Here is a 25265-nt window from a genome sequence, read left to right on the forward strand (position 1 = left end):
AATGATATTAGACAGATTAGGGAAAGAACTCATATATTTTGACGGGGGGACCGGAACTCTTCTGCAGGAGCGGGGATTAAAACCGGGAGAATTGCCAGAAACATGGAGCCTGGAACGTGCAGATGATATGATTGATATCGCAAGACAGTATTATGAGGCTGGAAGTGATATTGTGCTAAGTAACACATTTGGCGCAAATGCACTGAAATTTCATGATTCCAGACATGAATTAGATGAAATCGTAAAAGCAGCAATTGAAAATGTGAGAAAAGGAGCAAAACTAGGTGTCAAAGATGGCAGAGAGACTTATGTAGGACTTGATATCGGACCGACAGGAAAACTCTTAAAGCCAATGGGGGATCTGGATTTTGAAGATGCATATCAGGCGTTTGCAGAGGTGGCAAGACTTGGCGAAGAAGCAGGTGCTGATCTGATCCATATAGAGACGATGAGTGATACTTATGAAGTGAAGGCAGCAGTACTTGCTGCAAAGGAGAATACTTCACTTCCGGTATTTGCAACTATGATCTTTGATGACAAAGGAAAACTACTGACCGGAGGAGATGTTCCATCGGTTGTAGCAATGCTGGAAGGTCTCCGCGTAGACGCACTTGGAATCAACTGCGGCATGGGACCGGAGCAGATGATGCCGATTCTGGATGAAATTTTACAATATGCTTCTGTTCCCGTCATTGTTAAGCCGAATGCCGGGCTCCCAAAACAAAAAGACGGAGAGGTGTATTACGACGTAGAACCTGAAGAATTCGGGAGATTCATGGCTGAAATCCTGAAACGTGGTGCCAGTCTGATCGGCGGCTGTTGCGGAACAACTCCGGCACACATCCGTGCCATGGTGGAAGCAACGAAAGATCAGAGGGACATTACAGACCGGCCTGGAAAAGAATTTAAGAACCGGACAATCGTATCCTCCTATGGGCGAGCTGTGGAACTTGGCGGGAAACCGATGATCATCGGAGAGAGAATCAATCCAACAGGTAAGAAGAAATTCAAACAGGCACTCAAAGACCATGATATTGATTATATATTAAGAGAAGCTATTTCACAGCAGGATGCAGGAGCACATATCCTGGACGTCAATGTAGGGCTTCCAGATATAGATGAACCGGCTTTGATGCGTGAGGTGGTGCAGGAGCTTCAAAGTGTAACGAGTCTTCCGCTTCAAATTGATACGGTAGATATAAGTGCTCTGGAAGCAGCTATGCGAATTTACAACGGAAAGCCAATGGTCAACTCTGTCAATGGAAAACAAAGTTCCATGGATGCAGTATTTCCACTGATTAAGAAATATGGCGGGGTGGTTGTCGGTCTTACTCTCGATGAAGATGGAATTCCGGCAACAGCCGAAGGGCGTGTAAAGGTTGCAGGCAAAATTATCGAAGAGGCAAAGAAATATGGTATCGATAAGAAAGATATTGTAATTGATGTTCTTTGTATGACGATCAGTTCTGAGCCGACAGGAGCAATCACTACGCTGGAAGCTTTGAGACAGGTACGAGAAAAATATGGAGTTTGTGCGGTACTTGGTGTATCAAACATTTCCTTTGGGCTTCCATACAGACCGGCAGTGAACTCAAATTTCTATACTATGGCAATGCAGTCAGGCTTAAGCGCGGGAATCATTAATCCACTTTCAGAGGATATGATGCGTTCTTATTATTCTTTCTGTGCGCTGATGAATTATGATGAAAATTGTGAGAAATATATTGAACAGTATGGAAGTCAGAAAGTGCAGGCTGTGACACCTGCCACAAAGGCGGAGATGACGCTTAAGACTGCCATTGAGAAAGGCCTGAAGGAAGAAGCACATCACATAACAGCAGAGCTTGTGAAAGATAAAGCTCCACTGGATATTATTAACGAGGAATTGATCCCGGCACTTGACCAGGTCGGAAAAGGATTTGAAAAAGGAACCGTATTTTTGCCACAGCTTCTGATGAGTGCCGATGCAGCAAAGATAGCATTTGCAGTTTTGAAAGATGAACTTGCCAAGAGCGGTGAGAGCGAGCAGGCTAAAGATAAAGTCATTCTTGCTACCGTAAAAGGAGATATTCATGATATTGGCAAGAATATTGTAAAAGTTCTTCTTGAAAATTACAGCTTTGATGTGATCGATCTTGGGAAAGATGTTCCGCCGGAGGAGATTGTCGAGACAGCAATAAAGGAAGACGTCAGACTGGTGGGATTAAGCGCCCTGATGACTACAACTGTAGTCAGCATGGAAGAGACGATCAGACAGCTTCGCAAGAAAAAACCAGAATGTAAGGTGATGGTTGGCGGAGCGGTACTGAATCAGGATTATTCGGATATGATTGGAGCAGATTTCTACGGAAAAGATGCGATGCAGTCCGTTTATTATGCACAACAATTATTTGGAGGAGAGAAATAGACATGAGTTTAATATTACCAGAAAATTATGATCCACACATGACCGTGCGCGAGACACAGGAGGCAATTAAGTATATCCGTGATACATTCCAGAGAGAATTCGGAAAAGAAATGAATCTGGAGCGTATCTCAGCACCGCTTTTTGTTGAGAAGAGCAGTGGTCTTAATGATAACCTGAATGGAGTTGAAAGACCGGTACAGTTTGATGTTGCCGGAATTCCGGGAGAGACAGTAGAAGTTGTACATTCTCTTGCAAAATGGAAACGTATGGCTCTCAAAAAATATGACTTTGAGCCAGGCGAAGGACTCTACACAAACATGAACGCTATCCGGCGCGATGAGGAACTTGATAACCTTCATTCCTGCTATGTTGACCAGTGGGACTGGGAAAAAGTTATCCGTAAGGTGGACCGAACAGAAGAGACATTAAAGACAACCGTACGTCATATCTTTAAAATTATCAAACATATGGAACATGAGGTGTGGTACAAATACCCGCAGGCAGTGAAACATTTGCCGGATGATGTAACATTTATCACGACTCAGGAACTGGAAGACAGATATCCGGACAAAACTCCGAAGGAGAGAGAGAACCTGATCACAAAAGAATATGGCTGTGTATTCCTGATGAAGATTGGAGATAAGCTTGCAAGTGGTGAGCCGCATGACGGACGTGCACCGGATTATGACGACTGGCAGTTGAACGGAGATATTCTGTTCTGGCATGATACATTAGATTGTGCACTTGAAATCTCCAGCATGGGTATCCGAGTAGATGAGAAATCTCTTGCTTCCCAGCTTAAAAAAGCAGACTGCGAGGACAGACGAGAGCTTCCATACCACAAAATGCTTCTTCACGGAGAACTTCCATACACAATCGGAGGAGGTATTGGACAGTCCAGACTGTGTATGCTCCTTCTCGATCGTGCTCATGTCGGCGAGGTGCAGGCAAGTCTCTGGCCGGAAGAGATGAGACAGACATGCAGAGAGCATGACATTATCCTTTTATAGATTATAAAAATGTAAATGGATAAATTTCGTTTGCCAGGAGGAAAGGAGATTCCACCAAAAGAACTGGAAGAAATTGAATTGAAATAAATTCAACGGACGTTGACAAACGAAAGATGACTACTTATAATTATAAGTTAGTGAATTTTTGAGGAGGAAATTATGCAGAAATACGGAGTTAACGAATTAAGAAGAATGTTCCTTGAATTCTTTGAAAGCAAGGATCACCTGGCACTTAAAAGTTTTTCACTGGTGCCACATAACGATAAAAGTTTATTGTTGATCAATTCCGGTATGGCACCAATGAAGCCATACTTTACAGGACAGGAGATCCCGCCGAGAAGAAGAGTGACAACCTGTCAGAAGTGTATCCGTACAGGAGATATCGAGAATGTAGGTAAGACAGCTCGTCATGGTACATTTTTCGAGATGCTTGGTAACTTTTCTTTTGGAGATTATTTCAAGACAGAGGCAATCCACTGGACATGGGAGTTCCTTACAGAGGTTGTAGGACTTGATCCGGAAAGATTATATCCTTCTGTATATGAGAATGACGATGAGGCATGGGAGATCTGGAATAAAGAAATCGGTGTCCCGGAAGAGCGTATCTTCCGTTTCGGAAAAGAAGATAACTTCTGGGAGCATGGTTCAGGTCCTTGTGGTCCATGTTCAGAAGTTTATTATGACCGTGGTGAAAAATATGGCTGTGGAAAACCAGGCTGTACAGTAGGCTGCGAATGTGACCGTTATATGGAAATCTGGAATGATGTATTTTCACAGTTCAACAATGACGGACATGGAAACTATTCTGACCTGGCTCAGAAGAACATTGATACAGGTATGGGACTGGAGCGTCTTGCATGTGTCGTACAGGATGTAGACTCCATGTTTGATATTGATACAATGAAAGCATTGCGTGACCATGTATGCGCTATGTCAGGAAAGCATTATGGCATCGACCACGAGACAGATGTTTCTCTTCGTGTCGTAACAGATCATATCCGTTCTGTTACATTTATGATTTCAGACGGAATTATGCCATCTAACAGTGGCCGTGGTTATGTACTCCGCCGTCTGCTCCGCCGTGCTTGCCGTCACGGAAGACTTCTCGGTATCGAGGGAGCTTTCCTTGTAGAGCTTGCACAGACTGTTATTGATGGTTCAAAAGACGGATATCCGGAGCTTGAAGAGAAGAAAGACTTTATCTTCAACGTGATTGCAAAAGAAGAGGCTCAGTTCAATAAGACAATTGATCAGGGACTTTCTATTCTTGCAGATATGGAAGAAGAGATGAAGAAAAATGGTGAGACAGTTCTTTCCGGAGAAAATGCATTTAAACTTTATGATACTTATGGATTCCCAATTGATCTGACAAGCGAGATTCTGGAAGAGAAGGGCCTGACTTATGATAAGGAAGGATTCGAAAAAGCTCAGAAAGAGCAGCGTGCGAAATCAGAGGGAACATTTGGTACTCACAGCTACACTGGAAAAGACGCTACAGTTTATGATGAACTGGAAGCAGAGCTTGCAACAGAATTCGTAGGATACGAGAATCTTGTATGTGATGCAAAAGTGACAGCACTTACAAGCGAAGAGGAGATTGTAGACGCATTATCCGATGGCGAGAAAGGTACAATTATTGTTGACAAGACTACATTTTATGGAACAATGGGTGGTCAGGAAGGTGACATCGGTACCATTAAGACTGCTGATGGAGAGTTCGTAGTAGAGAATACAATTCATCTTGCCGGAACAAAGATCGGACATGTGGGATATGTAAGCCATGGAATGATCAAAGTCGGTGATACAGTATCTATGGAAGTAGATAAAGAGAACCGTAATCTGTCAGCAAGAAACCACAGTGCAACACATCTTCTTCAGGCAGCTCTTCGTCAGGTGCTTGGAACACATGTTGAGCAGGCAGGTTCTTATGTAGATGCTGAGAGACTTCGTTTTGACTTTACACATTTCTCAGCATTATCAAAAGAAGAGTTAAAGCAGGTAGAAGATATTGTAAATGAAAAGATTGCAGAATGCTTACCGGTCGTAGCTAAGAATATGCCAATCGAGGAAGCAAGAAAGACAGGAGCAGCAGCCCTTTTCGGTGAGAAATACGGTGATGTTGTCCGTGTCGTAAGCATGGGAGACTTTTCAGTAGAGTTCTGTGGAGGTACTCACGTATCGAATACGGGAGTTATCAGTGCACTTAAGATTATTTCTGAGACAGGTGTTGCAGCAGGAGTCAGACGTATCGAGGCTCTGACTTCAAAAGGACTTCTGAAATATTATGATGATATGGAAAAGAAACTTCAGGAGGCAGCAGCCCTTGTGAAAGCAACTCCGAACCAGTTATCTGATAAGATCCGTCATCTTCAGGCTGAGAATAAAGAGCTTCACAGCGAGCTTGAGAGCGTGAAGAGTAAGATGGCAAAAGAGGCAATGGGAGATGTATCTGATCAGGTTACAGAAGTAAAAGGTGTAAAACTTATTGCTGCAAAAGTAGATGATGTAGATATGAATGGCCTTCGTGATCTTGGAGATCAGTTGAAAGAAAAACTTGGTGAAGGTGTGATCGTTCTTGCATCCGCGGCAGGTGGAAAAGTAAGCCTTGTTGCAATGGCAACAGATGAGGCTGTGAAGAAAGGTGCCCATGCCGGAAATCTGATCAAAGGCATTGCCGGCCTTGTTGGAGGTGGCGGCGGTGGACGTCCGAATATGGCACAGGCTGGAGGAAAGAATCCAGACGGAATTGACGCTGCAATTGCAAAAGTAAGTGAAGTCCTGGAGAGCCAGTTATAGACATTTGATCAGACTTTTCAGGGGTAGTTTATGGAGCAAAAACAAGAACAGAAACAAGAGTTAAAAAAGAATTTGGGCGCAGTGACAGCGATGGCAACCGTTGTCGGAAGCGTTATCGGGTCTGGGGTTTTCTTTAAACCCCAGGCTATTTATACAGCGACAGGCGGTGCTCCTGGACTTGGAATGTATGCCTGGCTGATTACTGGAATTGTAAGTATCGCAGCAGCATTAACATTTTCAGAAGTTGCGATCATGATTCCGAAGACAGGTGGAATCGTAGCCTATCTGGAAGAAATTTATAATCCGATGATTGGATTTTTGGCAGGCTGGGTACAGATTTTATTATTTTATCCGGCCATGATATCTGCCCTTGCAGTGGCAGGAGGTCAGCAGATGGCGTTTTTTATCGGGGACGGTTATGTTGCTCCGGTAGCAGTTGCCATGATTATCATTATCATCTTTCTGAATTCTATGGGATCCAAGATAGGTGGCAGTGTACAAGTCATATTTACAGTCTGCAAGATGATTCCGTTAATCCTTTTGATGATTTTCGGGTTTGTGCGCGGAGCAGGAACGAATCCAGTCTTTACTCCGATGGTAGGCGAAGGATTAAGTCCGATGGTCGTTCTTGGTCAGCTTATGATCGCAATTTTATTTGCATTCGAAGGCTGGACCAATGTAGGAGCAATTGCGGGAGAGATGAAAAATCCGGGAAAGGATCTTCCTGTTGCCATCGTTGGCGGAGTATCACTGATCATGGCGGTTTACTTTATCATTAATCTTGCATATCTGTGGGTACTTCCGGCATCCGAACTTGCAACACTGACTGCACCGGCATCTGCTGTAGCAGTGAAGATTTTAGGGAAACTTGGAGGACAGATTGTATCAATCGGAATCATTGTTTCCGTATTCGGAAGCTGTAACGGATTTATACTTTCCGGTTCCCGTGTGGCATATTCTCTTGCGGCAGAAGGAAAATTTCCATTCCACAAGATATTTGCAAAATTGAATGGAGCACAGGTTCCGGCAAATGCAATTATGCTTGTCGGAGGCATCGGTGCATTTTATGCGTTAAGTGGTCAGTTCAATCTGCTGACAGACCTGGCGGTATTTTCAAGCTGGACATTCTACACGCTGACATTTATCGGAGTGATCAAACTCAGAAAAGACCGTCCAAATGCAGTGAGAACCTATAAAGTGCCGTTATATCCTATTGTTCCACTCATTGCGATTGCCAGCGGAATCTTTGTTATTATCAATCAGATTTTTCTGGCAGGGCACAGATCAACCGTAATTTCCATTGCCAGCATAATTGTTATGCTGCTTGGACTGCCGGCATACATGATAATTAAAAAAAGATTGTAAAAAGATATTGACGTAACGTAAATTTATGATATAATCGTATGTGTGCAAAAAATATACCCGAACAGTCGTATAATGCACAATATAGGACTGGAGGGGAGGTTAGGTGTGAGACTATGTCAAATGTAATCGTAAAAGAAAACGAGACGTTAGATAGCGCTTTACGCAGATTCAAAAGAAACTGTGCAAAGGCTGGAATTCAGCAGGAGATTCGTAAAAGAGAGCATTACGAGAAACCAAGCGTAAGACGTAAAAAGAAATCTGAAGCTGCTAGAAAACGTAAGTATAACTAATATGTGCAAAAAACGGAGTGTCTTTTGACACTCCGTTTTATATCAGCTGGGAGTCATTTCCCAGCTGATATAGCCTCCGGCAGGGCGCACATTGTCCGGTGGACAATGGTTTTGCGCCGACCGAAACGGAGTGTAGACTTGCAGAGGTGCGCAGTAGAAGTATGTCATGCAATTATATGACGCGCACCTCGCAGCAAGAATGCCGAGGCATTCTTGAATACGCCAGTCACACGATATTCGAACATAGAGTAGAACCCAGAGAGAGCAATCCATGGGCGTAATTATAATGTCTTAAGTTCCTGATATACTCTTCCAATCGGAAGTCCTACCACATTATTGTAATCACCTTTTATTTCTTTTACATGAATGGAAAAATCACCCTGTATACCGTAAGCTCCGGCTTTATCTAACGGATCACCGGATTCTACATAGCGGTGAAGATCTTCTTTATCAATCGGATAGAGCGTGACATCGGTCTGGCAGTAAAATGTCTTAATTGTCTTTTTCCCTTGCTTTTTCTGAATCAGTGAAACACCTGTGTAGACCTGATGTGTGCGGTCTGCAAGCATGGACAGCATATCGTAGGCTTCCTGTTTATCAGCAGGTTTTCCAAGAATCTCATCACGATAAACAACAATCGTATCGGATCCAATGACAGTATAATCGTCAGGATCTGTAATTTTAGCGTAGACATTTTCCGCTTTTTGGTGAGCCAGTTCCATAACAACATCGGACGGCACTTCTTTTGTAATTTTTTCGTTCACGTCAGACGGAATCACATCAAATTCAAGACCCGTGCGTGCAAGCAGTTCCCGCCTTCTCGGTGACTGTGATGCAAGAATATATCGCATAATAAATACCTCATTTCTTTCTGATTTCAAATATCAGGATACTATTTGCAGTATACCTGATAAATACCACAAATATCTGCAATTAAGATTTGCGTTAAATAAATATTTTATAGTACTCACTTTGGTATTTATGGTAAACTGAAAAGAGGAAAGATGCAAGAGAAAACTTATGGAGGAAGATTATGTATATCAGTGAGATTAAGACCGGTGCGCCGACAGACGTAAGATGCCCGCTGGAACGCCGTATGTACGAGACTTTAGATAAATTGAAGATTCCATATGAGCGTGTGGACAATGATCCGGCAGCCAGTATGGAGGAGTGCGCAGAGGTTGATAAAGTATTAGGAACTCAAATTCGGAAAAATGTATTCTTATGTAATCGGAAAAAGACTACGTATTTCTTACTTGTCATGCCGGCAAATAAATCCTTTGACACAGCAGCTTTCAGTAAGAAACTGGGTGTATCCCATATGTCATTTGCACCGCCGGAGAAAATGCTTAAGCATCTTGGAACGACACCGGGATCAGCCAGTGTGGCAGGACTTCTCGTGGACGAAGACGACTATGTGCAGGTAATTATAGATAAAGAAGTGGCAGAGAGTGAATGGTTCGGTTGCAATCCGGGAATTAATACAAGTCATTTAAAATTTAAGACACAGGATTTATTACAGAAGTTTTTGCCAAAGATTCACCACAGAGCAAGGATTGTAGATTTATAACAGAAGAAAGAAGAAGTAACATGAAATCAGCAGACGATTTGAAACAGTTATTACAAAATATTGATAGAAAAAGTTATCCGGCTTATAAGGGTACGAAAGGAGTATATCGATTTGGCAAATATGCATTGGGAATCGACCATGTACAGGGAGATCCGTTTGCGGCACCGTCCAGCCTTCATATTGAAGTTTCGGGAAAAGTGGCTGCATTTCCAGAATATCTTTATGACGAAAAATGGAAACAGATTGCACTTGAGGATTATCTGATCCGTCAGTTTGGCGCAGCAATCGGAAAATATTCATTTCAGGCGAAAGGATCCGGAAAGAGTGGAATTATTTCTGTGACCAGATGTGGTCAGGAAATTCTAAAGCGGAGCGCCTGTGAGATCAATCCGGCAAATGGAAACATTAGCATGCGATTTGAGGCTGGATTTCCGGCAAATGGAAGAACCATCAATGCAAGAGAGCTTTCAAAAATTTTATTCGATTATCTCCCGGAGTGCGTGGAGAGTTGTCTTTTCTATGCAAGACAAGATAAGAAAAAAGTGGAACGTGTCATGGAGCTATCCGTAGACCAGCAATATATCCGTGAGCAGTTAAAAGAACAGGGACTTGTGGCGTTTGTGGCAGATAAAGCCGTTCTTCCGCGTGAGTCGGGTGTCTCAGCAAAGCCGATGAAAGGAGCTGTGCCATTTGCTTCGCCGGAATCGATGAAAGTAACCATGGATTTACCATACGCAGGCAAAATCACAGGTATGGGCATCAAAAAAGGAATCACCTTGATTGTGGGTGGCGGCTATCACGGAAAATCTACCCTTCTAAAAGCGCTGGAAATGGGCGTATATCCGCACATTGCAGGTGATGGCAGGGAATATGTCATTACAGAGTCAGATGCAGTGAAAATCCGCGCTGAGGACGGCAGAAGTATCAAGGACACAGACATTTCTATGTTCATCAATGACCTGCCAAATGGGAAAGACACGAAAACATTTTCCACGGAGGATGCCAGTGGAAGTACATCCCAGGCGGCAAATGTGGTGGAGGCCATGGAGGCTGGCGCTGCAGCGCTTCTCATCGATGAGGATACGTCGGCGACCAACTTTATGGTGCGAGATGAACTGATGCAAAGAGTGATTCACCGGGATATGGAGCCGATTACACCATTTATTGAAAGAATGCGCGATTTATATGAAAATCAGGGCATTTCCACAATTCTAGTTGCGGGAAGCTCCGGGGCATATTTTCAGGTAGCAGATGTGGTGATTCAGATGGATCGATATGTCCCGAAAGAAATTACAGCCCTTGCAAAAAAGGCTGCCAGCCAGTATCCGGCACTGGAATTGCCAGAAGGAAATGTGAAACTACCAGAGTCCAGACGATGCCCAAAGAAAAATGCAGGGTTAGTTCATAAAGGACGCATCAAGATTAAGACCATGGGAAGAGACGGCGTAGTCTTGAACCATGAAAACATTGATCTTCGATATGTGGAACAGCTTGCAGATTCCGAGCAACTTACCTGCCTGGGGTATCTTCTCCGTTATATGGAAGAACAGGAATTTGACGGCAGAAAAGAAGCCGGACAGATTATCAAACGACTGGTGAAGAAGCTGGAAGCGGAAGGATTTGCAGCGGTCTGTGAGAGTGGAAACGTTCCGGGCAATCTGGCAATGCCGAGAAAACAGGAGGTATACGCATGCGTGAACCGGTATCGGGGCATGAAGTTGTAAAGAAAAAGAGAGGCTGCAATAATCTGGAAAAAGAAACTGCGGGTTTAGAAAAGGTAAAAGTAATCGCAAGAATTCACACAGATTTTCCGACTAAATTCGGGATTCCAAGACAGAGTGGGCTTTCCGATGCGGCTGGACTTGTTGTATTTGAGCCGGAGTTTCGCCAGCCGGACGCTCTGAGAGGAATTGAAGAATACACACACCTGTGGCTTCTGTGGGGATTTTCGGAAGTAAGACAAGAATCCGGTACATGGAAAGCGACCGTGCGGCCTCCGAGACTTGGAGGAAATGAACGAGTCGGAGTATTCGCCTGTCGTTCTCCTTACCGCCCGAATCCAATCGGACTGTCTTGTGTAAAACTGGAACGAATCATTTCTCATGAAAAGTACGGAATGTGCCTGCTTGTATCAGGAGTAGATATGATGGACCAAACACCAATTTACGATATCAAGCCGTATCTGCCTTATGTGGATGCGCACCCGGAGGCGAGCGGAGGATTTGCGCATAAAAAACAGACCTATCATCTGGAAGTACAGATACCTGATGAGGGTATGAAAAAGATTCCGGAAGAAAAGAGAAAAGTCGTGATGCAGATACTGAGTCAGGATCCAAGACCTTCTTATCAGAATGACCCGGAGAGAGTATATGGCATGGGATTTGCTGGGTTTGAGGTGAAATTTCGTGTAGAGGGAAGCACACTTTACGTGGTAAGTGTGACGAAAAAGCAAAAAGAATGATATAAGATATATTAACATTAAAAAGATCATTTGCGAAAAAGTGTAGATGGTCTTTTTAAGTGCATTTTATGAAAGAAGTATTTCTTGATTTCTTTACTGAGAAAAATTTATGAAAAAAGAACTTGTAATATACCCTTAAGGGGTATATACTGTCACTGTAATCAAGAAAGGTGTGCATACTATGGAAGAAAAGAAAGAATGTTGTTATCATAAGAAAAAGGAGCGGACAGAAAAGGAATACAAGGATCTTCTGAACCGCTTAAGCCGGATTGAAGGCCAGGTACGAGGAATTAAGCGTATGGTGGAAGAGGACGCATACTGTACGGATATTCTGATTCAGGTTTCAGCGGTCAATGCGGCGCTGAATAGCTTTAACAAGGTGCTTCTTGCTAATCATATCCGCACTTGCGTAGCGGAAGATATCCGTGCAGGGAAAGAAGAGACAATCGATGAACTGGTTGCCACGCTCCAAAAACTTATGAAGTAATAGTTAGGCAGGTGTATTAATGATGGAACAATATACAGTGACAGGAATGAGCTGTGCGGCCTGCAGTTCCAGAGTAGAGAAGGCTGTGTCAAAGGTGCCGGGTGTTACATCCTGCTCGGTCAGTCTTCTGACGAACTCCATGGGAGTCGAAGGAACAGCAACGTCAGCTCAAATTATAGAAGCAGTGGAAAATGCCGGATATGGTGCATCGCTGAAAGGTGCAGCAAATGAAAAGACAGGCAGTGCTACCGGAAACAATGATGATTTTTTGAAAGACAGAGATACACCAGTATTGAAGCGGAGGCTGATTGCTTCTTTGTGTTTTCTTATACCACTTATGTATCTGTCCATGGGACATATGATGTGGAACTGGCCATTGCCAGAATTTATGGCGGACAATCATGTGGCAATGGGACTGGCTCAGTTGCTTTTGACTACGATTGTTATGGTCATCAACCAGAAGTTCTTTATCAGCGGATTTAAAGGACTGATTCATAAAGCGCCGAATATGGACACACTGGTTGCCCTTGGTTCTACAGCTTCTTATGGATACAGTGTTTATGCGCTGTTTGCTATGACAGATGCGCAGATGCGCATGGATATGGATGCCGTGATGTCATATATGCATGAATTCTATTTTGAGTCTGCAGCTATGATCCTGACTCTTATTACGGTTGGAAAGATGCTGGAGGCACATTCCAAAGGTAAGACGACAGATGCTCTTAAGAGTCTGATGAAACTGGCTCCGAAGACGGCAGTACTGCTCCGCGATGGAAAAGAAGAAACAGTTTCCATTGAGCAGGTGAAAAAAGGAGACATTTTCATAGTAAGACCTGGTGAAAATATACCAGTAGATGGTATTGTTCTGGAAGGAAACAGTGCGGTCAATGAGGCAGCTCTGACCGGTGAGAGCATTCCGGTAGATAAGGCGCCAAATGATACAGTATCTGCTGCAACAGTCAATCAGTCCGGTTTCTTAAAATGTGAGGCTTCAAGAGTCGGAGAGGACACAACACTGTCCCAGATTATTCAGATGGTCAGCGATGCGGCGGCAACAAAAGCACCGATTGCAAAGATTGCAGACCGGGTATCAGGTGTATTTGTACCAACGGTTATTACAATCGCAGTGATTACGATTGTTGTGTGGCTTTTAGCCGGTCAGAGCGTCGGATTTGCTCTCGCTAGAGGAATTTCCGTACTTGTTATCAGTTGCCCATGTGCCCTTGGACTTGCCACTCCGGTCGCAATTATGGTTGGAAATGGTATGGGCGCGAAAAATGGAATTATGTTCAAGACAGCCGTTTCTCTGGAAGAGACAGGAAAAATGGAAATTGTTGCTCTTGATAAAACCGGAACTATAACAAGTGGCGAACCTCAGGTCACAGATATTCTCCCTGCAAATGGAATAAGTGAATCTGAATTACTGGTTCTTGCGTACATTTTGGAGAAGAAGAGTGAACACCCACTTGCAAAAGCAATCACAGGACGTGTAGAATCAGAAGTAGAGCAGTCTGAGCGAGAAAAATTGACAGAAGTATCTGACTTTCAGGCAGTTCCGGGAAATGGACTTTCCGGTAAAATAGGCGGCGCAGAAGTTCTTGGTGGAAACTTGAACTATATCGGACAGTATTCCGAAGTATCTGAAGAAATGAAGCGTCAGGCAGAACATTTGTCCGAACAGGGAAAAACACCACTATTCTTCAGCCAGAACGGAACATTTATGGGAATTATCGCAGTGGCTGATGTCATCAAAGAAGACAGTCCGAGAGCGGTAAAAGAACTTCAGAACATGGGAATACACGTTGTTATGCTCACAGGTGACAATGAGCGTACTGCAAAAGCAATCGGTGCGCAGGCAGGTGTTGACGAGGTGATTGCAGGCGTACTTCCGGAAGGAAAAGAAAGCGTGATCCGAAGACTTAAAACAAAAGGAAAGGTTGCCATGGTCGGTGACGGTATCAACGATGCACCGGCACTTACAAGAGCAGATATGGGAATCGCAATCGGAGCCGGAACAGATATTGCCATTGACGCGGCAGATGTGGTACTGATGAAGAGCCGCCTAAGTGACGTGCCGGCAGCCATCCGCATGAGCCGTGCAACACTTCGGAACATTCATGAAAATCTGTTCTGGGCATTCTTCTACAATGTTATCGGAATCCCATTGGCGGCAGGTATCTGGTATCCATTATTTGGACTGAAACTGAATCCGATGTTCGGTGCGGCAGCCATGAGCTTATCCAGCTTCTGTGTTGTTACAAATGCATTGAGACTGAATTTCTTCAAAATGTATGACGCGAGCAAAGATAAAAAAATAAAACATAAAAAAGAAAGTAAAAAGAAACAGGAGGAATCAACCATGACAAAGACAATGAAAATCGAAGGAATGATGTGCGGACACTGTGAGGCAAGAGTAAAGAAAACTCTGGAAGCAATTGATGGTGTCAAAGAGGCAGTTGTAAGCCACGAGGCAGGAACAGCCGTAGTGACACTGGAAAAAGAGGTTGCTGATGAAGTGCTTAAAAATGCAGTAGAGGCACAGGACTATCCGGTAAAAGGAATTGAGTAGAAGATTAATAAAATGAATCGTGCGGTCATATATTTACTACAAAAGTATGTGTTGGAGCACAGATTATGAAAAAGTTTCTGGTGTGGTTATTCTGCTTAATTTTACTGACACAGCCGGTTTTTGCGCAGTCTGAAAAACTGATTATTCTGAATACGAATACGGGACAGGATACAGACACAGGCACTGGCCAGAACGCTGGAGCAGGAGAGCAGAATTCATCGGATACAACAGAAAATACAGATAATGTAAATACGCAGCAGACGGGAAATGTGGACATATCCGCACCGTCTGCTCTTTTAATGGAAGCATCTACGGGACAGGTAATCTATGAAAAAGATGCAGATTCCAAGAGACCTCCGGCAAGTGTTACAAAAATCATGACACTGTTATTGATTTTTGATGCCTTAAAAGATGGAAAAATACATTTAGAGGACGAAGTGGCGACATCGGAATATGCAGCTTCCATGGGTGGCTCCCAGGTATTCTTAGAACCTGGTGAAGTACAGACAGTAGAGACACTGATAAAATGTATTTCCGTAGCCAGTGCCAACGATGCCTGTGTCTGCATGGCAGAGTACATTTGTGGAAATGAACAGGAATTTGTAAATCAGATGAATGAGCGGGCGAAAGGTCTTGGCATGGAGAATACACATTTTGTCAACTGTAACGGACTTGACGCAGAGGGACATGTGACGACGGCAAGGGACATTGCGCTAATGTCCAGAGAGCTGATCCATACATATCCACAGATTTTTGATTACTGCAATATCTGGATGGAGGATATCACGCACACGACGAAAAAGGGCTCTACACAGTTTGGACTTACAAATACGAACAAAATGATCCGGCAATACGAATATGCGACTGGGCTTAAGACGGGGTCGACCAGTCAGGCAAAGTTCTGTATTTCTGCAACAGCAAGGAAAGATAACACGGATATGATTGCTGTCATTATGGCGGCAGACGACAGCAAAGCGAGAATGAGGGACGCAATTGCACTGCTGAATTATGGTTTTGGAAAATGTCAGAAGTATCAGGAAGATAAAGTAAACAAAATCCCGAATGTGCCGGTAAAGCATGGTGTAGAGAAAGAAGTCAGTGCCGCACAAACGGAAACATTTTCTTATGTTGATGTGACAGGAGCAGATTTATCTGCGATAAAGAGAAATATGAAATTAAAAGAGAGTGTGACAGCACCGGTCAGACAGGGGGATAAAATAGGCGAAGTAATTTATTCGCTGAATGGAAAAGAGATTGGCAAAGTAGATGTTCTTGCAACAGAAGATGTAGAAGAAATCAGTTATGGAAGTGCCATGAAAGAAGCTGTGCGTGGGTGGACATTATAATTAGTCATTGCTAAATGAAAGTAATTATGATTATATTATATTGACAGTGGAAATATCCAGGTACCTTAAAGCAATAGGATATTTTTAAATTACTAGTAGAAATGAGATAACAAATGAGGAGAGAAACATATGGAACTGGGTCTTGTATTAACACTATGTGGTCTGGGAGCAGCGTTCTGGCTTCCGGCGATTATTATAGGTTTAATTTCACATGGAAAAAAGAAAAACTGTACGATGAATACGGTCGGGCTGGTCATAAGAATCAACAGCAAATCATCGGGTGATGGAAGTTTGAGCTTTTATCCGGTATATGAATAATTGGGTGCATACCGATTCTTGTATGTATAGGAATTTTTATTTTTACATGTTTATAATAATAACAGAAATGAACTGAAAAACCTCCCTCACAGTAAATCAGTGAGAGAGGTTTTTCATGATTAAATCGCTCTTGTATATTCAGCCAGCCACTTGCGTTCATCTTCTTTCATATGTGGTGCAAGTGTCTCGTATACGCGCTTGTGGTAAGCGTTTAGAAGTTCTTTGTCTTCGATGGTCATCATTTCAGGTACGACTGCGTCCAGATCTATCGGTACAAGTGTAATTGGTTTAAAGTATAAGAATCTTCCATATGCGGTTGTCTCGCCTTCGCAGATCATAAGTTCATTCTCTGTACGAATTCCGTGAGAACCGGCAATGTAGACACCCGGTTCGTCAGTGATGATCATTCCCGGCTCCAGGGCAATGTCCTGAATTGGAGCCTTATTTCCGAGATAACGGCGGAATCTTGCCGGTTCTTCGTGAATGTTCATAAGATAGCCAACGCCGTGTCCGGTTCCGTGATTGAAGTCTAATCCACGTTTCCAAAGTGGAAGACGTCCGATAACATCTAAACTCCCACCAGTAGTACCATACGGGAACACTATATTTGCCAGATGCAAGTTACATAAAAGAACGGAAGTAAAGTCTTCTTTCATATTCTGTGGAACATTTCCAAATGCAAAGGTTCTTGTAATGTCTGTGGAGCCTTCCAGATACCCACCGCCGGTGTCTGTAAGGAAGAGACCATTTTCCGTGACTGGTACATTGCTATCTTTGGTTGCGCTGTAGTGAACAATTGCTGCGTGGTCGGCAGAAGCACAGATTGGCTCGAAGCTCTGCCAGAGATATCCGTCCTGTTCTTTCCGAAATTCTTCCAGCTTGTCGGCTGCACTAAGTTCCGTGACAGGAGATTCAGAAGAGATACCAACGTGTGTCTTTAGCCAATGCATAAAACGAGTCACAGCAACCCCATCTTTGATGTGAGCCTGTTCGATATTGTGAAGTTCTGTTTCATTTTTTACAGATTTCATCAATACGGAAGGATTTTCGCTTTCGACAACAGAGACTCCTTCTGGAATGCAGTTACGAAGCGCATAGTTAATACGAGACGGGTCTAAAAGGATCGTTTCTTTTGAACTCAGATGTTTTAAATCTTCGTAAATATTATTGTATGGGTGAAATGTAATTCCGGTAGCAGTCAGGTTATTACACATTTCTTCAGTCAACTTCTGCTTATCAACGTATAGTTTCATCTCATCCATGGTGATGATGGCGTAGGAGAGGAGAAGCGGAAAATAGTCAATGTCCCGTCCGCGCAGATTGGTAATCCAGCAAATGTCATCCAGGGAAGCAACGACATGAGTAGTAGCCCCGTGTTGCTTTATAGCTTCACGGACGCGGGCAAGTTTTTCCGTTGTAGAAGCACCGGTGTATTTTAATTCCAATGCAAATGCCGGTTTTGTTGACAGTGCCGGGCGGTCTTTCCAGATCAGGTCGATCAGATCTTCGGAAGTAACAATATGACCATGCTTTTTCTCGGCAATTTCCTGATATGCCTTTCCGTTTTTCATAGAGATGACACGTCCGTCAAAACCGATTGTACCATGTTCCGGTAAATGTTTTTCCAAGAACTCGTTGATACTCGGGACACCTGGTTCCAGCATGCGATAGAGAGTAACCGGAGTGCCTGAAAGCTGTTGCTCGGCCTGTAAGAAATAACGTCCGTCTGTCCAAAGTCCGGCGTGATCTAAAGTAATAATCGCGGTTCCGGCGGAACCGTCAAAGCCTGTAATAAATGTTCTGGCCTGAAAATATGCCCCGACATTTTCACTTTGATGAAAATCATCAGTCGGAACAATATAGATATCGTATCCGCGCTCCTTCATAAGTTTTCTCAGCGCGTCAATATGTTCTGAAACTGTCATGATAAAAACCTCCTCGACATGATTTCTAAATCAGTATATAATAATGCAAGGGTGTAAAGATGCATCATAGTTGGGTATTTTAATCCCGACACCATCATCATTATATAGTATAAATGGACAAAATTCCAGCAAGGAGCTTTTTTAATGTTAAAAGGAAATGATTTAGAGAGTAAAAAATATTTTTTGTTTGATATAGACGGGACACTTGCCATTGATGACACGATTTATGATGGCAGCCGGGAGTTGCTTGATTATATTGAAAGCATTGGCGGACGAGCTTTTTATATTACGAACAATTCGGTCAAAAGCCGAAAAGATTATATTGAGAAATTTAAGAAATGGAACATTTCCGCAGTAGAAAATCAGTTTGTGACTGCATCTTATGCAACATGTAAGTATCTGAAGGAGCACTATGAAGATAAGAAACTGCTTGTAGTAGGAACGCCGTCTTTTGAAGATGAGTTAAAAAGCTTTGGACTAAAGCTGACCCACGAGGCAGAGGAAGATGTAGCATGCGTAGTTGTGGGATTTGACAGAACACTTGTCTACGAAAAAGTCGAAGAAGCATGTAAGGCATTATTTCGTCCGGAAGTGGATTTTGTCGGAACAAACCCAGATTACCGGTGCCCAACTGCATTTGGCTTCGTCCCTGACTGTGGAGGGATCTGCGAGATGTTGAAAGTGACAACAGATCGGACACCTTACTATGCAGGTAAGCCGAATGCACAGATTGTAAAAATGTGTATGGAGCAGGTAGGTGCGAAACCAGAGGAAGTGCTTGTAGTTGGCGATCGCCTTTACACGGACATTGCATGTGGAATTAACGCGGGAGTGGGAACGGCTCTTGTGTATACAGGAGAGGCAAAGCCAGAGGATCTGGTGGCGACAGAATTTATGCCGGATTATGCATTTGAAAATATCCGAAAACTGTATGAGGCATTTCGAAAAAGCCGGGAAGCGGTGACGGAAGGGAAAAATCCAGACATACAGATGTGTTCAAAACAGATATAAATAAACGTGTGATAAACAAACGTAAATAAATGGAAGAATAAATCAGGAGAATATCTATGTCGACAACAGGAATCATAATCGGAATACTGGTGGCAGCAGTACTTCTTGTATTTGCGGAAATGTATCGGGAACTTCATACATTTCGCGTGACTCGTTACCAGGTGGCGTCACCGAAGCTTGCAGGGGAGAAAACATGGGTCTTTTTAAGTGACCTGCACAATCAGGTCTATGGAGTGAATAATTGCAGATTAATTGATGCAGTGAAAAAAGAGTCACCGGATCTGATTCTAATCGGTGGGGATATGTTAGTTGGAAAGAACGGACATTCCTACGAACCAGCCCTTGCCTGTGTGAAAGAGCTTGTGAAAATTGCACCAGTCTACTATGCAAATGGAAATCATGAAGAGCGTATGAAATTAAAACCACAGAAGTATGACCAGTCTTATGCATTATATCGGGAAAAATTGCTGAATCTGGGAGTACATCTTTTGGAAAATGAATCGACAGTTTTAAGTGATGAATCAAAAGTCCGCCTGACAGGGCTTGAGATTCCACTGGAGTGTTACACGCATTTAAAACGAAGAGAGATGCCAGAGGGAGCAATAAAAGAGCGGATCGGAAATCGGGATCCGGAAGCATTTCAGGTTCTTCTCGCACATAATCCTTCCTATATGAAAGAATACCTTGCCTGGGGAGCAGATCTGATCCTAAGTGGGCATCTGCATGGAGGTATGGTGAGAATTCCGGGAATCGGAGGTGTGATCGGACCGGATTTTGTATTATTTCCAAAGTATTCAGGAGAAATGCGGTGCGTGGGAGACCAGACTGTCATTGTAAGTAAAGGACTTGGAACCCACACCATTCATATCAGGCTCTTTAATCCGGCAGAGGTTGTTGTTCTGAGTTTAAATAATTGTTGAGAAATGTGAGAGAATCAAGTATAATAGATTGTCAGACCTAAAAGTCATGGAAATTTATGGAGATTAATGAGACATGGGAATCCCGGTAAAATTGCAGGTGTTCGAAGGACCTCTTGACCTGCTGTTACATTTGATCGATAAAAATAAAATAGATATTTACGATATTCCTATTGTGGAGATTACGAACCAGTATATGGATTATATCAAAGCCATGGAACGAGAAGATCTCAATGTGATGAGTGAATTTCTTGTCATGGCAGCGACGCTTTTGGATATCAAGTGTAAGATGTTGCTTCCAAAGGAAGTAACAGAAGATGGGGAAGAGGAAGACCCAAGACAGGAACTGGTAGAACAACTTCTTCAATATAAGATGTACAAGTATATGTCCTATGAGCTTCGTGACCGGGAGCTGGATGGTGGCCGGACAATGTACAAAGATCCGACTATCCCGGAGGAAGTCATGAATTATGTGGAGCCGGTAGATTTGGACGAACTTTTAGGGAATCTGACATTGGCAACACTGAACCGTGTTTTTCAGGACGTGATCAGGCGTCAGGAAGACAAGATCGATCCGGTAAGAAGCAAATTTGGTAAATTAGAGAAAGAAGAAGTTACGGTTGAGGAAAAGCTGGAGACTGTGACAGATTATGCGAGGGAACACAAGCATTTCAGTTTCCGCACACTTTTGGGCAGCCAGAAGTCCAAGATGCAGACTGTCGTAACATTTCTGGCAGTGTTGCAGTTGATCAAGGAAGGAATCCTGATCATACAGCAGGAACATGCATTTGATGATATTATGATTACTGCAAATCTTTAACGAAGTGTAGTATTAGTTGGAGAACCGTCTGGATGGTTTTGACAGAAGTAAAAGTGGTTCCCTTAAGAAAAGTCGTCAGATTTAGATAGATGGAGTGACTAAGAAATTATATGGGTAAAAAAACGGAGATAGGTAAGATGGAGGCTGTGATAGAGGCCATTTTATTTACAATGGGCGAATCAGTGGAACTTAAGAAGATCGCGGCGGCGATTGAGCACGATGAAGCGACTACAAGAAAGATCATTCATCGGTTGCAGGACAAATATGAAGCAGAGGACAGAGGCCTTCGTATTATTGAGCTGGAAGACTCTTTTCAGTTGTGCACGAAGCGGGAGATGTATGACTATCTCATTCGTATTGCAAAACAGCCGAAGAAATGTGTTCTGACAGATGTTCTGCTGGAGACATTATCAATCATTGCATATCGTCAGCCGGTGACAAAGCTTGAAATCGAAAAGATTCGTGGAGTCAAATCAGATCACGCGGTAAATAAACTGGTAGAATATAATCTTGCCTGTGAAGTGGGAAGACTGGATGCACCGGGACGGCCGATTTTATTTGGTACAACAGAAGAATTCTTGCGAAGATTCAGTATTCAGTCTATCGAAGATCTTCCGAGCATGCAGCCGGAACAGGTAGAAACATTTAAAGAAGAGGCAGAGGAAGAAGTACAGCTTAAATTAAATGTATAAACAGATATAGTAAATGAAACAGATAAAGTAAAGAAGAGATACATATTTGTGCGCAGAGTATCATAATCTGTAAAGATAACGGTGCTTCAGGGTACTGGATATGAATCAGAACAAAATAAAAATTATCGCAGTCTTACTTTTGTTATGCATATCTGCCGCCTGGCTGGCAAAATATGAAATTCAGGAATCGGGTCAGAATCTATCGGGTCAGATGGCTGACAAAATGAAACAAAATACAGACGAGCCACAAAATCTATACGCCCAATCGGCAGTCCTTATGGATGCTGACAGTGGGCGTGTTTTATTTGGAAAAGAAGAGGAAGCCATAAGGCCTATGGCAAGCACCACAAAGATTATGACCTGCATCATAGCACTGGAGCATATGACAGATAATGAGATAGTCACAGCGTCTGCATATGCTGCCAGTCAGCCGAAAGTTCATCTGGGTGTCCGGGAAGGGCAGCAGTTCTATCTGAGGGATATTTTATTCTCGCTTATGCTGGAATCGCACAATGACAGCGCAGTTATGGTTGCAGAGGAGATAGCCGGAAGCGTGGAAGCATTTGTAAAAATGATGAATGAAAAAGCAGAAGAACTGGGGCTTACTAAGACACATTTTGTAACGCCAAACGGACTGGACGGAGAGGATGAAGGTGGCGTGCACGCCACAACAGCCATGGAACTGGCGAAAATTATGAAATATTGTATTATGGATTCTCCGGAAAAGGAAATGTTTCTGGATATTACCGGTACGAAAGAATACCATTTCCGGGATCTTAAAGGAACTTCTTCTTATACATGCACGAATCACAATGCTTTTCTGACTATGATGGACGGGGCGATTTCTGGCAAGACCGGTTTTACGGCAGATGCAGGATATTGCTATGTCGGTGCACTCAGACGTGATGAACGGACATTTATCGTGGCATTACTTGCCTGTGGCTGGCCGAATCATAAAGGATATAAATGGAGTGACACGAAGAAACTTATGGAATATGGACTTTCGAATTATGAGTACCGGAACGTATGGCAGGAGCTTCCAAAGCAGGAGATTGTTGTAAAAGATAGTGGTAACGACCAGAATATTTATCAGAAAAACAGCGTGGCTGAGGTTGAAATTCAACAGAAGCCGGAAGTATTAAAAGTATTATTAAGAACTGATGAAAATGTAGAGATTTCCGTGCAGATGGAAAAAGCTTTGTCTGCACCGGTGGAAAAAGGGCAGAAAGTGGGAGAAGTGCGGTACATAATAGATAAAAATATTATTGGAAAATACGATGTTTTGACAAGAAGCGGGCTTAAAAAACGGACATTTTTCTGGTGCCTGAAAAGATGTATGGAGCGCTTTTTCTGCTATACAAGATTGAATACATTCTTCGTGGATTTGCGTTGACGGAGATCGAAAACCATGATACAGTTAACATTGTCAGGGGAAACAATTCTTACACACTTTTTCTTGTTTTTTCTATTGACAATTTGCGGCGGTTATAATACTATATTAATCAGATACCGAACATTCGTTCGGAGAATATCAAGGAGAATTAATTATGGCGAATAATGAAGATAAGAAGAAAGCCTTAGATGCGGCTATTGCAAAGTTAGAGAAGGATTTTGGTAAAGGTACGGTCATGAAGCTTGGAGACCCGGCAGCCCAGGTATCAGTGGAGACAATTCCGACAGGATCTTTAAGTCTGGATATTGCACTGGGACTCGGAGGTGTTCCAAGAGGACGTGTGGTTGAGATCTACGGACCAGAGTCCAGTGGTAAGACAACAGTTGCACTGCATATGATTTCGGAAGTTCAGAAAAGAGGCGGGATTGCAGGGTTTATTGATGCTGAACATGCCCTTGATCCGGTTTATGCGCGTAACATTGGAGTAGATATTGATGAACTTTACATTTCACAGCCTGACAGTGGAGATCAGGCGCTTGAGATTGCTGAGACAATGGCGCGTTCCGGCGCGATGGATATTATTGTCATTGACTCTGTTGCAGCGCTTGTACCGAAGCAGGAGATTGAAGGAGATATGGGAGATTCCCATGTAGGACTTCAGGCAAGACTGATGTCCCAGGCACTACGTAAGCTGACTCCTGTTATCAGCAAGTCTAACTGTGTGGTAATCTTTATCAACCAGCTTCGTGAGAAGGTTGGTATTATGTTCGGTAATCCGGAGACTACGACCGGTGGACGTGCATTGAAGTTCTATGCATCTGTCCGCATGGACGTCAGAAGAATCGAGACGCTCAAGCAGGGCGGAGAGATGATTGGTAACAGAACCCGTGTGAAGATTGTGAAGAATAAGATCGCACCTCCGTTCAAAGAGGCAGAATTTGATATTATGTTCGGAAAAGGTATTTCAAAAGAAGGAGATATTCTGGATCTTGCAGTAAATCTTGGACTTGTCAACAAAAGTGGTGCATGGTTCTCCTGTAATGGAGATAAAATCGGCCAGGGACGTGAGAATGCTAAGATTTATCTCACAGAGCATCCGGAACTTATGGAGTCTTTGGATAAGCAGATTCGTGCACACTATAATTTTGACGGATCAGCATCAGAGGAAGCGGATACAAAGGAAGGAAAAAGCAGTAAAGCTGACAGTGCGGTCAAAGTAGCAGCAGAGGCAGAAAAAGAGGACTAACAGATGATTGTCACAAGAGTTGAAGCTGTGACAAAGACAAAGTATAAGGTATATGTAGATGGACAGTTTGCTTTTATATTGTATAAGGGTGAACTGTCCCGTTTTCATATAGCCGAAGATCAGGAATTGTCGCAGGAAAGCTATGAGAAGATTCGAACAGAGGTTATATTAAAAAGGGCAAAGCTTCGGGCAATGCATCTTTTGAATGATATGTGGCGTACAGAGGCGCAGCTTAGGGAGAAACTTACGCGTAATGAATATCCGGCAGATATCGTGGAGGCTGCAATCAGTTATGTAAAATCTTTTGGTTATATCAATGATTATGAATATGCAAGAAGTTTTATTGAATCAAGGAAAGAACGAAAAAGCAGGCGGGAGATTTATATGCAGCTTGTGGGAAAAGGAGTGTCCAGAGAACTAATTGATGAAGCATTTGAAGAGAGCTATGAGCGTGAAGATTCTACGGAGGCAATTCGCAGACTGCTAGAGAAAAAGCATTATGATCGGGAGAATACGACGCCGGAGGAAAAGAAAAAAATAATGGCTTACCTTGTCAGAAAAGGTTTTGACTATGATGATATCAGAAGAACCATGCAGATATATGAGTGTGAGATGTACAGTTGATATAAAGAAAACATATTT

General features: G+C 43.0%; 21 protein-coding genes. 19 read left to right on the top strand and 2 right to left on the bottom strand.

Annotation, left to right across the window (positions count from 1 at the left end; all coding sequences use genetic code 11):
* The first annotated feature begins 1 nt into the window (after position 1).
* The 5 genes from LI149_RS00185 to rpsU all read left to right on the top strand — a co-directional run bounded on the left by LI149_RS00185 (position 2) and on the right by rpsU (position 7868).
* The gene (locus LI149_RS00185) at positions 2-2407 is read left to right on the top strand and encodes a homocysteine S-methyltransferase family protein (protein WP_117612779.1); all 2406 of its coding nucleotides are present in this window, start codon (positions 2-4) and stop codon (positions 2405-2407) included.
* Positions 2408-2409: 2 nt separating this feature from the next.
* The gene (asnA, locus tag LI149_RS00190) at positions 2410-3417 is read left to right on the top strand and encodes an aspartate--ammonia ligase (protein WP_173785878.1); all 1008 of its coding nucleotides are present in this window, start codon (positions 2410-2412) and stop codon (positions 3415-3417) included.
* Between the two features lie 159 nt (positions 3418-3576).
* Positions 3577-6213 carry an alanine--tRNA ligase gene (gene alaS, locus LI149_RS00195; RefSeq protein WP_227142852.1) on the top strand — a complete coding sequence of 879 codons (2637 nt, stop codon included), beginning with the start codon at positions 3577-3579 and terminating at the stop codon, positions 6211-6213.
* A 30-nt stretch (positions 6214-6243) separates the two neighbouring features.
* Positions 6244-7578, top strand: a complete 1335-nt coding sequence (locus LI149_RS00200; RefSeq protein ID WP_173789369.1) for an APC family permease — start codon at positions 6244-6246, stop codon at positions 7576-7578.
* Between the two features lie 113 nt (positions 7579-7691).
* Positions 7692-7868: a 30S ribosomal protein S21 gene (gene rpsU, locus LI149_RS00205; protein WP_004054229.1), complete on the top strand. Its 177-nt coding sequence runs from the start codon at positions 7692-7694 to the stop codon at positions 7866-7868.
* Between the two features lie 281 nt (positions 7869-8149).
* Here the strand turns inward: rpsU and LI149_RS00210 are convergent, their stop codons facing one another.
* Positions 8150-8722, bottom strand: a complete 573-nt coding sequence (locus LI149_RS00210) for a Maf family protein (RefSeq protein WP_227142927.1) — start codon at positions 8720-8722, stop codon at positions 8150-8152.
* Between the two features lie 179 nt (positions 8723-8901).
* On the opposite strand from LI149_RS00210, the gene LI149_RS00215 reads away from it, so the two are divergent.
* From LI149_RS00215 to LI149_RS00245, 7 genes are all read left to right on the top strand, one after another.
* Positions 8902-9438 (top strand): prolyl-tRNA synthetase associated domain-containing protein, encoded by a 537-nt coding sequence (locus LI149_RS00215; protein ID WP_173785880.1) that lies wholly within the window; start codon positions 8902-8904, stop codon positions 9436-9438.
* A gap of 20 nt (positions 9439-9458) precedes the next feature.
* Positions 9459-11162 carry an ABC-ATPase domain-containing protein gene (locus LI149_RS00220; protein ID WP_173785881.1) on the top strand — a complete coding sequence of 568 codons (1704 nt, stop codon included), beginning with the start codon at positions 9459-9461 and terminating at the stop codon, positions 11160-11162.
* Positions 11129-11899, top strand: a complete 771-nt coding sequence (gene tsaA / locus LI149_RS00225) for a tRNA (N6-threonylcarbamoyladenosine(37)-N6)-methyltransferase TrmO (RefSeq protein WP_173785882.1) — start codon at positions 11129-11131, stop codon at positions 11897-11899. Before LI149_RS00220 ends, tsaA begins: the two co-directional genes overlap by 34 nt.
* Before the next feature lie 181 nt (positions 11900-12080).
* A complete protein-coding gene (locus tag LI149_RS00230) occupies positions 12081-12386 on the top strand; it encodes a metal-sensing transcriptional repressor (RefSeq protein ID WP_173785883.1) in 306 nt (101 codons plus the stop codon).
* A gap of 22 nt (positions 12387-12408) precedes the next feature.
* Positions 12409-14955, top strand: a complete 2547-nt coding sequence (locus tag LI149_RS00235) for a heavy metal translocating P-type ATPase (protein ID WP_173785891.1) — start codon at positions 12409-12411, stop codon at positions 14953-14955.
* Between the two features lie 65 nt (positions 14956-15020).
* On the top strand, positions 15021-16301 hold the full coding sequence (locus LI149_RS00240) for a D-alanyl-D-alanine carboxypeptidase family protein (protein ID WP_227142853.1): 1281 nt from the start codon (positions 15021-15023) through the stop codon (positions 16299-16301).
* Between the two features lie 129 nt (positions 16302-16430).
* Positions 16431-16619, top strand: coding sequence for a hypothetical protein (locus LI149_RS00245; protein ID WP_227078223.1), 189 nt, complete (start codon positions 16431-16433; stop codon positions 16617-16619).
* A 119-nt stretch (positions 16620-16738) separates the two neighbouring features.
* Here the strand turns inward: LI149_RS00245 and LI149_RS00250 are convergent, their stop codons facing one another.
* Complete coding sequence (locus LI149_RS00250) at positions 16739-18544, bottom strand: aminopeptidase P family protein (RefSeq protein ID WP_173785885.1); 1806 nt, start codon at positions 18542-18544, stop codon at positions 16739-16741.
* A 144-nt stretch (positions 18545-18688) separates the two neighbouring features.
* Between LI149_RS00250 and LI149_RS00255 the strand changes: the two genes are divergently transcribed.
* From LI149_RS00255 to LI149_RS00285, 7 genes are all read left to right on the top strand, one after another.
* The gene (locus tag LI149_RS00255; RefSeq protein WP_173785886.1) at positions 18689-19555 is read left to right on the top strand and encodes an HAD-IIA family hydrolase; all 867 of its coding nucleotides are present in this window, start codon (positions 18689-18691) and stop codon (positions 19553-19555) included.
* Between the two features lie 56 nt (positions 19556-19611).
* On the top strand, positions 19612-20475 hold the full coding sequence (locus LI149_RS00260) for a metallophosphoesterase (protein ID WP_173785887.1): 864 nt from the start codon (positions 19612-19614) through the stop codon (positions 20473-20475).
* Between the two features lie 73 nt (positions 20476-20548).
* Positions 20549-21292: a ScpA family protein gene (locus LI149_RS00265; RefSeq protein ID WP_227078224.1), complete on the top strand. Its 744-nt coding sequence runs from the start codon at positions 20549-20551 to the stop codon at positions 21290-21292.
* 110 nt (positions 21293-21402) lie between these two features.
* Entirely contained in the window at positions 21403-21984 is a 582-nt protein-coding gene (scpB, locus tag LI149_RS00270; RefSeq protein ID WP_005332498.1) for an SMC-Scp complex subunit ScpB, read from the top strand.
* A 100-nt stretch (positions 21985-22084) separates the two neighbouring features.
* Entirely contained in the window at positions 22085-23377 is a 1293-nt protein-coding gene (locus tag LI149_RS00275; RefSeq protein WP_227142854.1) for a D-alanyl-D-alanine carboxypeptidase family protein, read from the top strand.
* Between the two features lie 154 nt (positions 23378-23531).
* Complete coding sequence (recA, locus tag LI149_RS00280; RefSeq protein ID WP_005332501.1) at positions 23532-24623, top strand: recombinase RecA; 1092 nt, start codon at positions 23532-23534, stop codon at positions 24621-24623.
* A gap of 3 nt (positions 24624-24626) precedes the next feature.
* Positions 24627-25247 (top strand): regulatory protein RecX, encoded by a 621-nt coding sequence (locus LI149_RS00285; protein WP_227142855.1) that lies wholly within the window; start codon positions 24627-24629, stop codon positions 25245-25247.
* The last annotated feature ends 18 nt before the right edge of the window (positions 25248-25265 follow it).

The sequence above is a fragment of the Dorea sp. 210702-DFI.3.17 genome (assembly GCF_020560825.1).
GTDB lineage: Bacteria > Bacillota > Clostridia > Lachnospirales > Lachnospiraceae > Dorea > Dorea formicigenerans.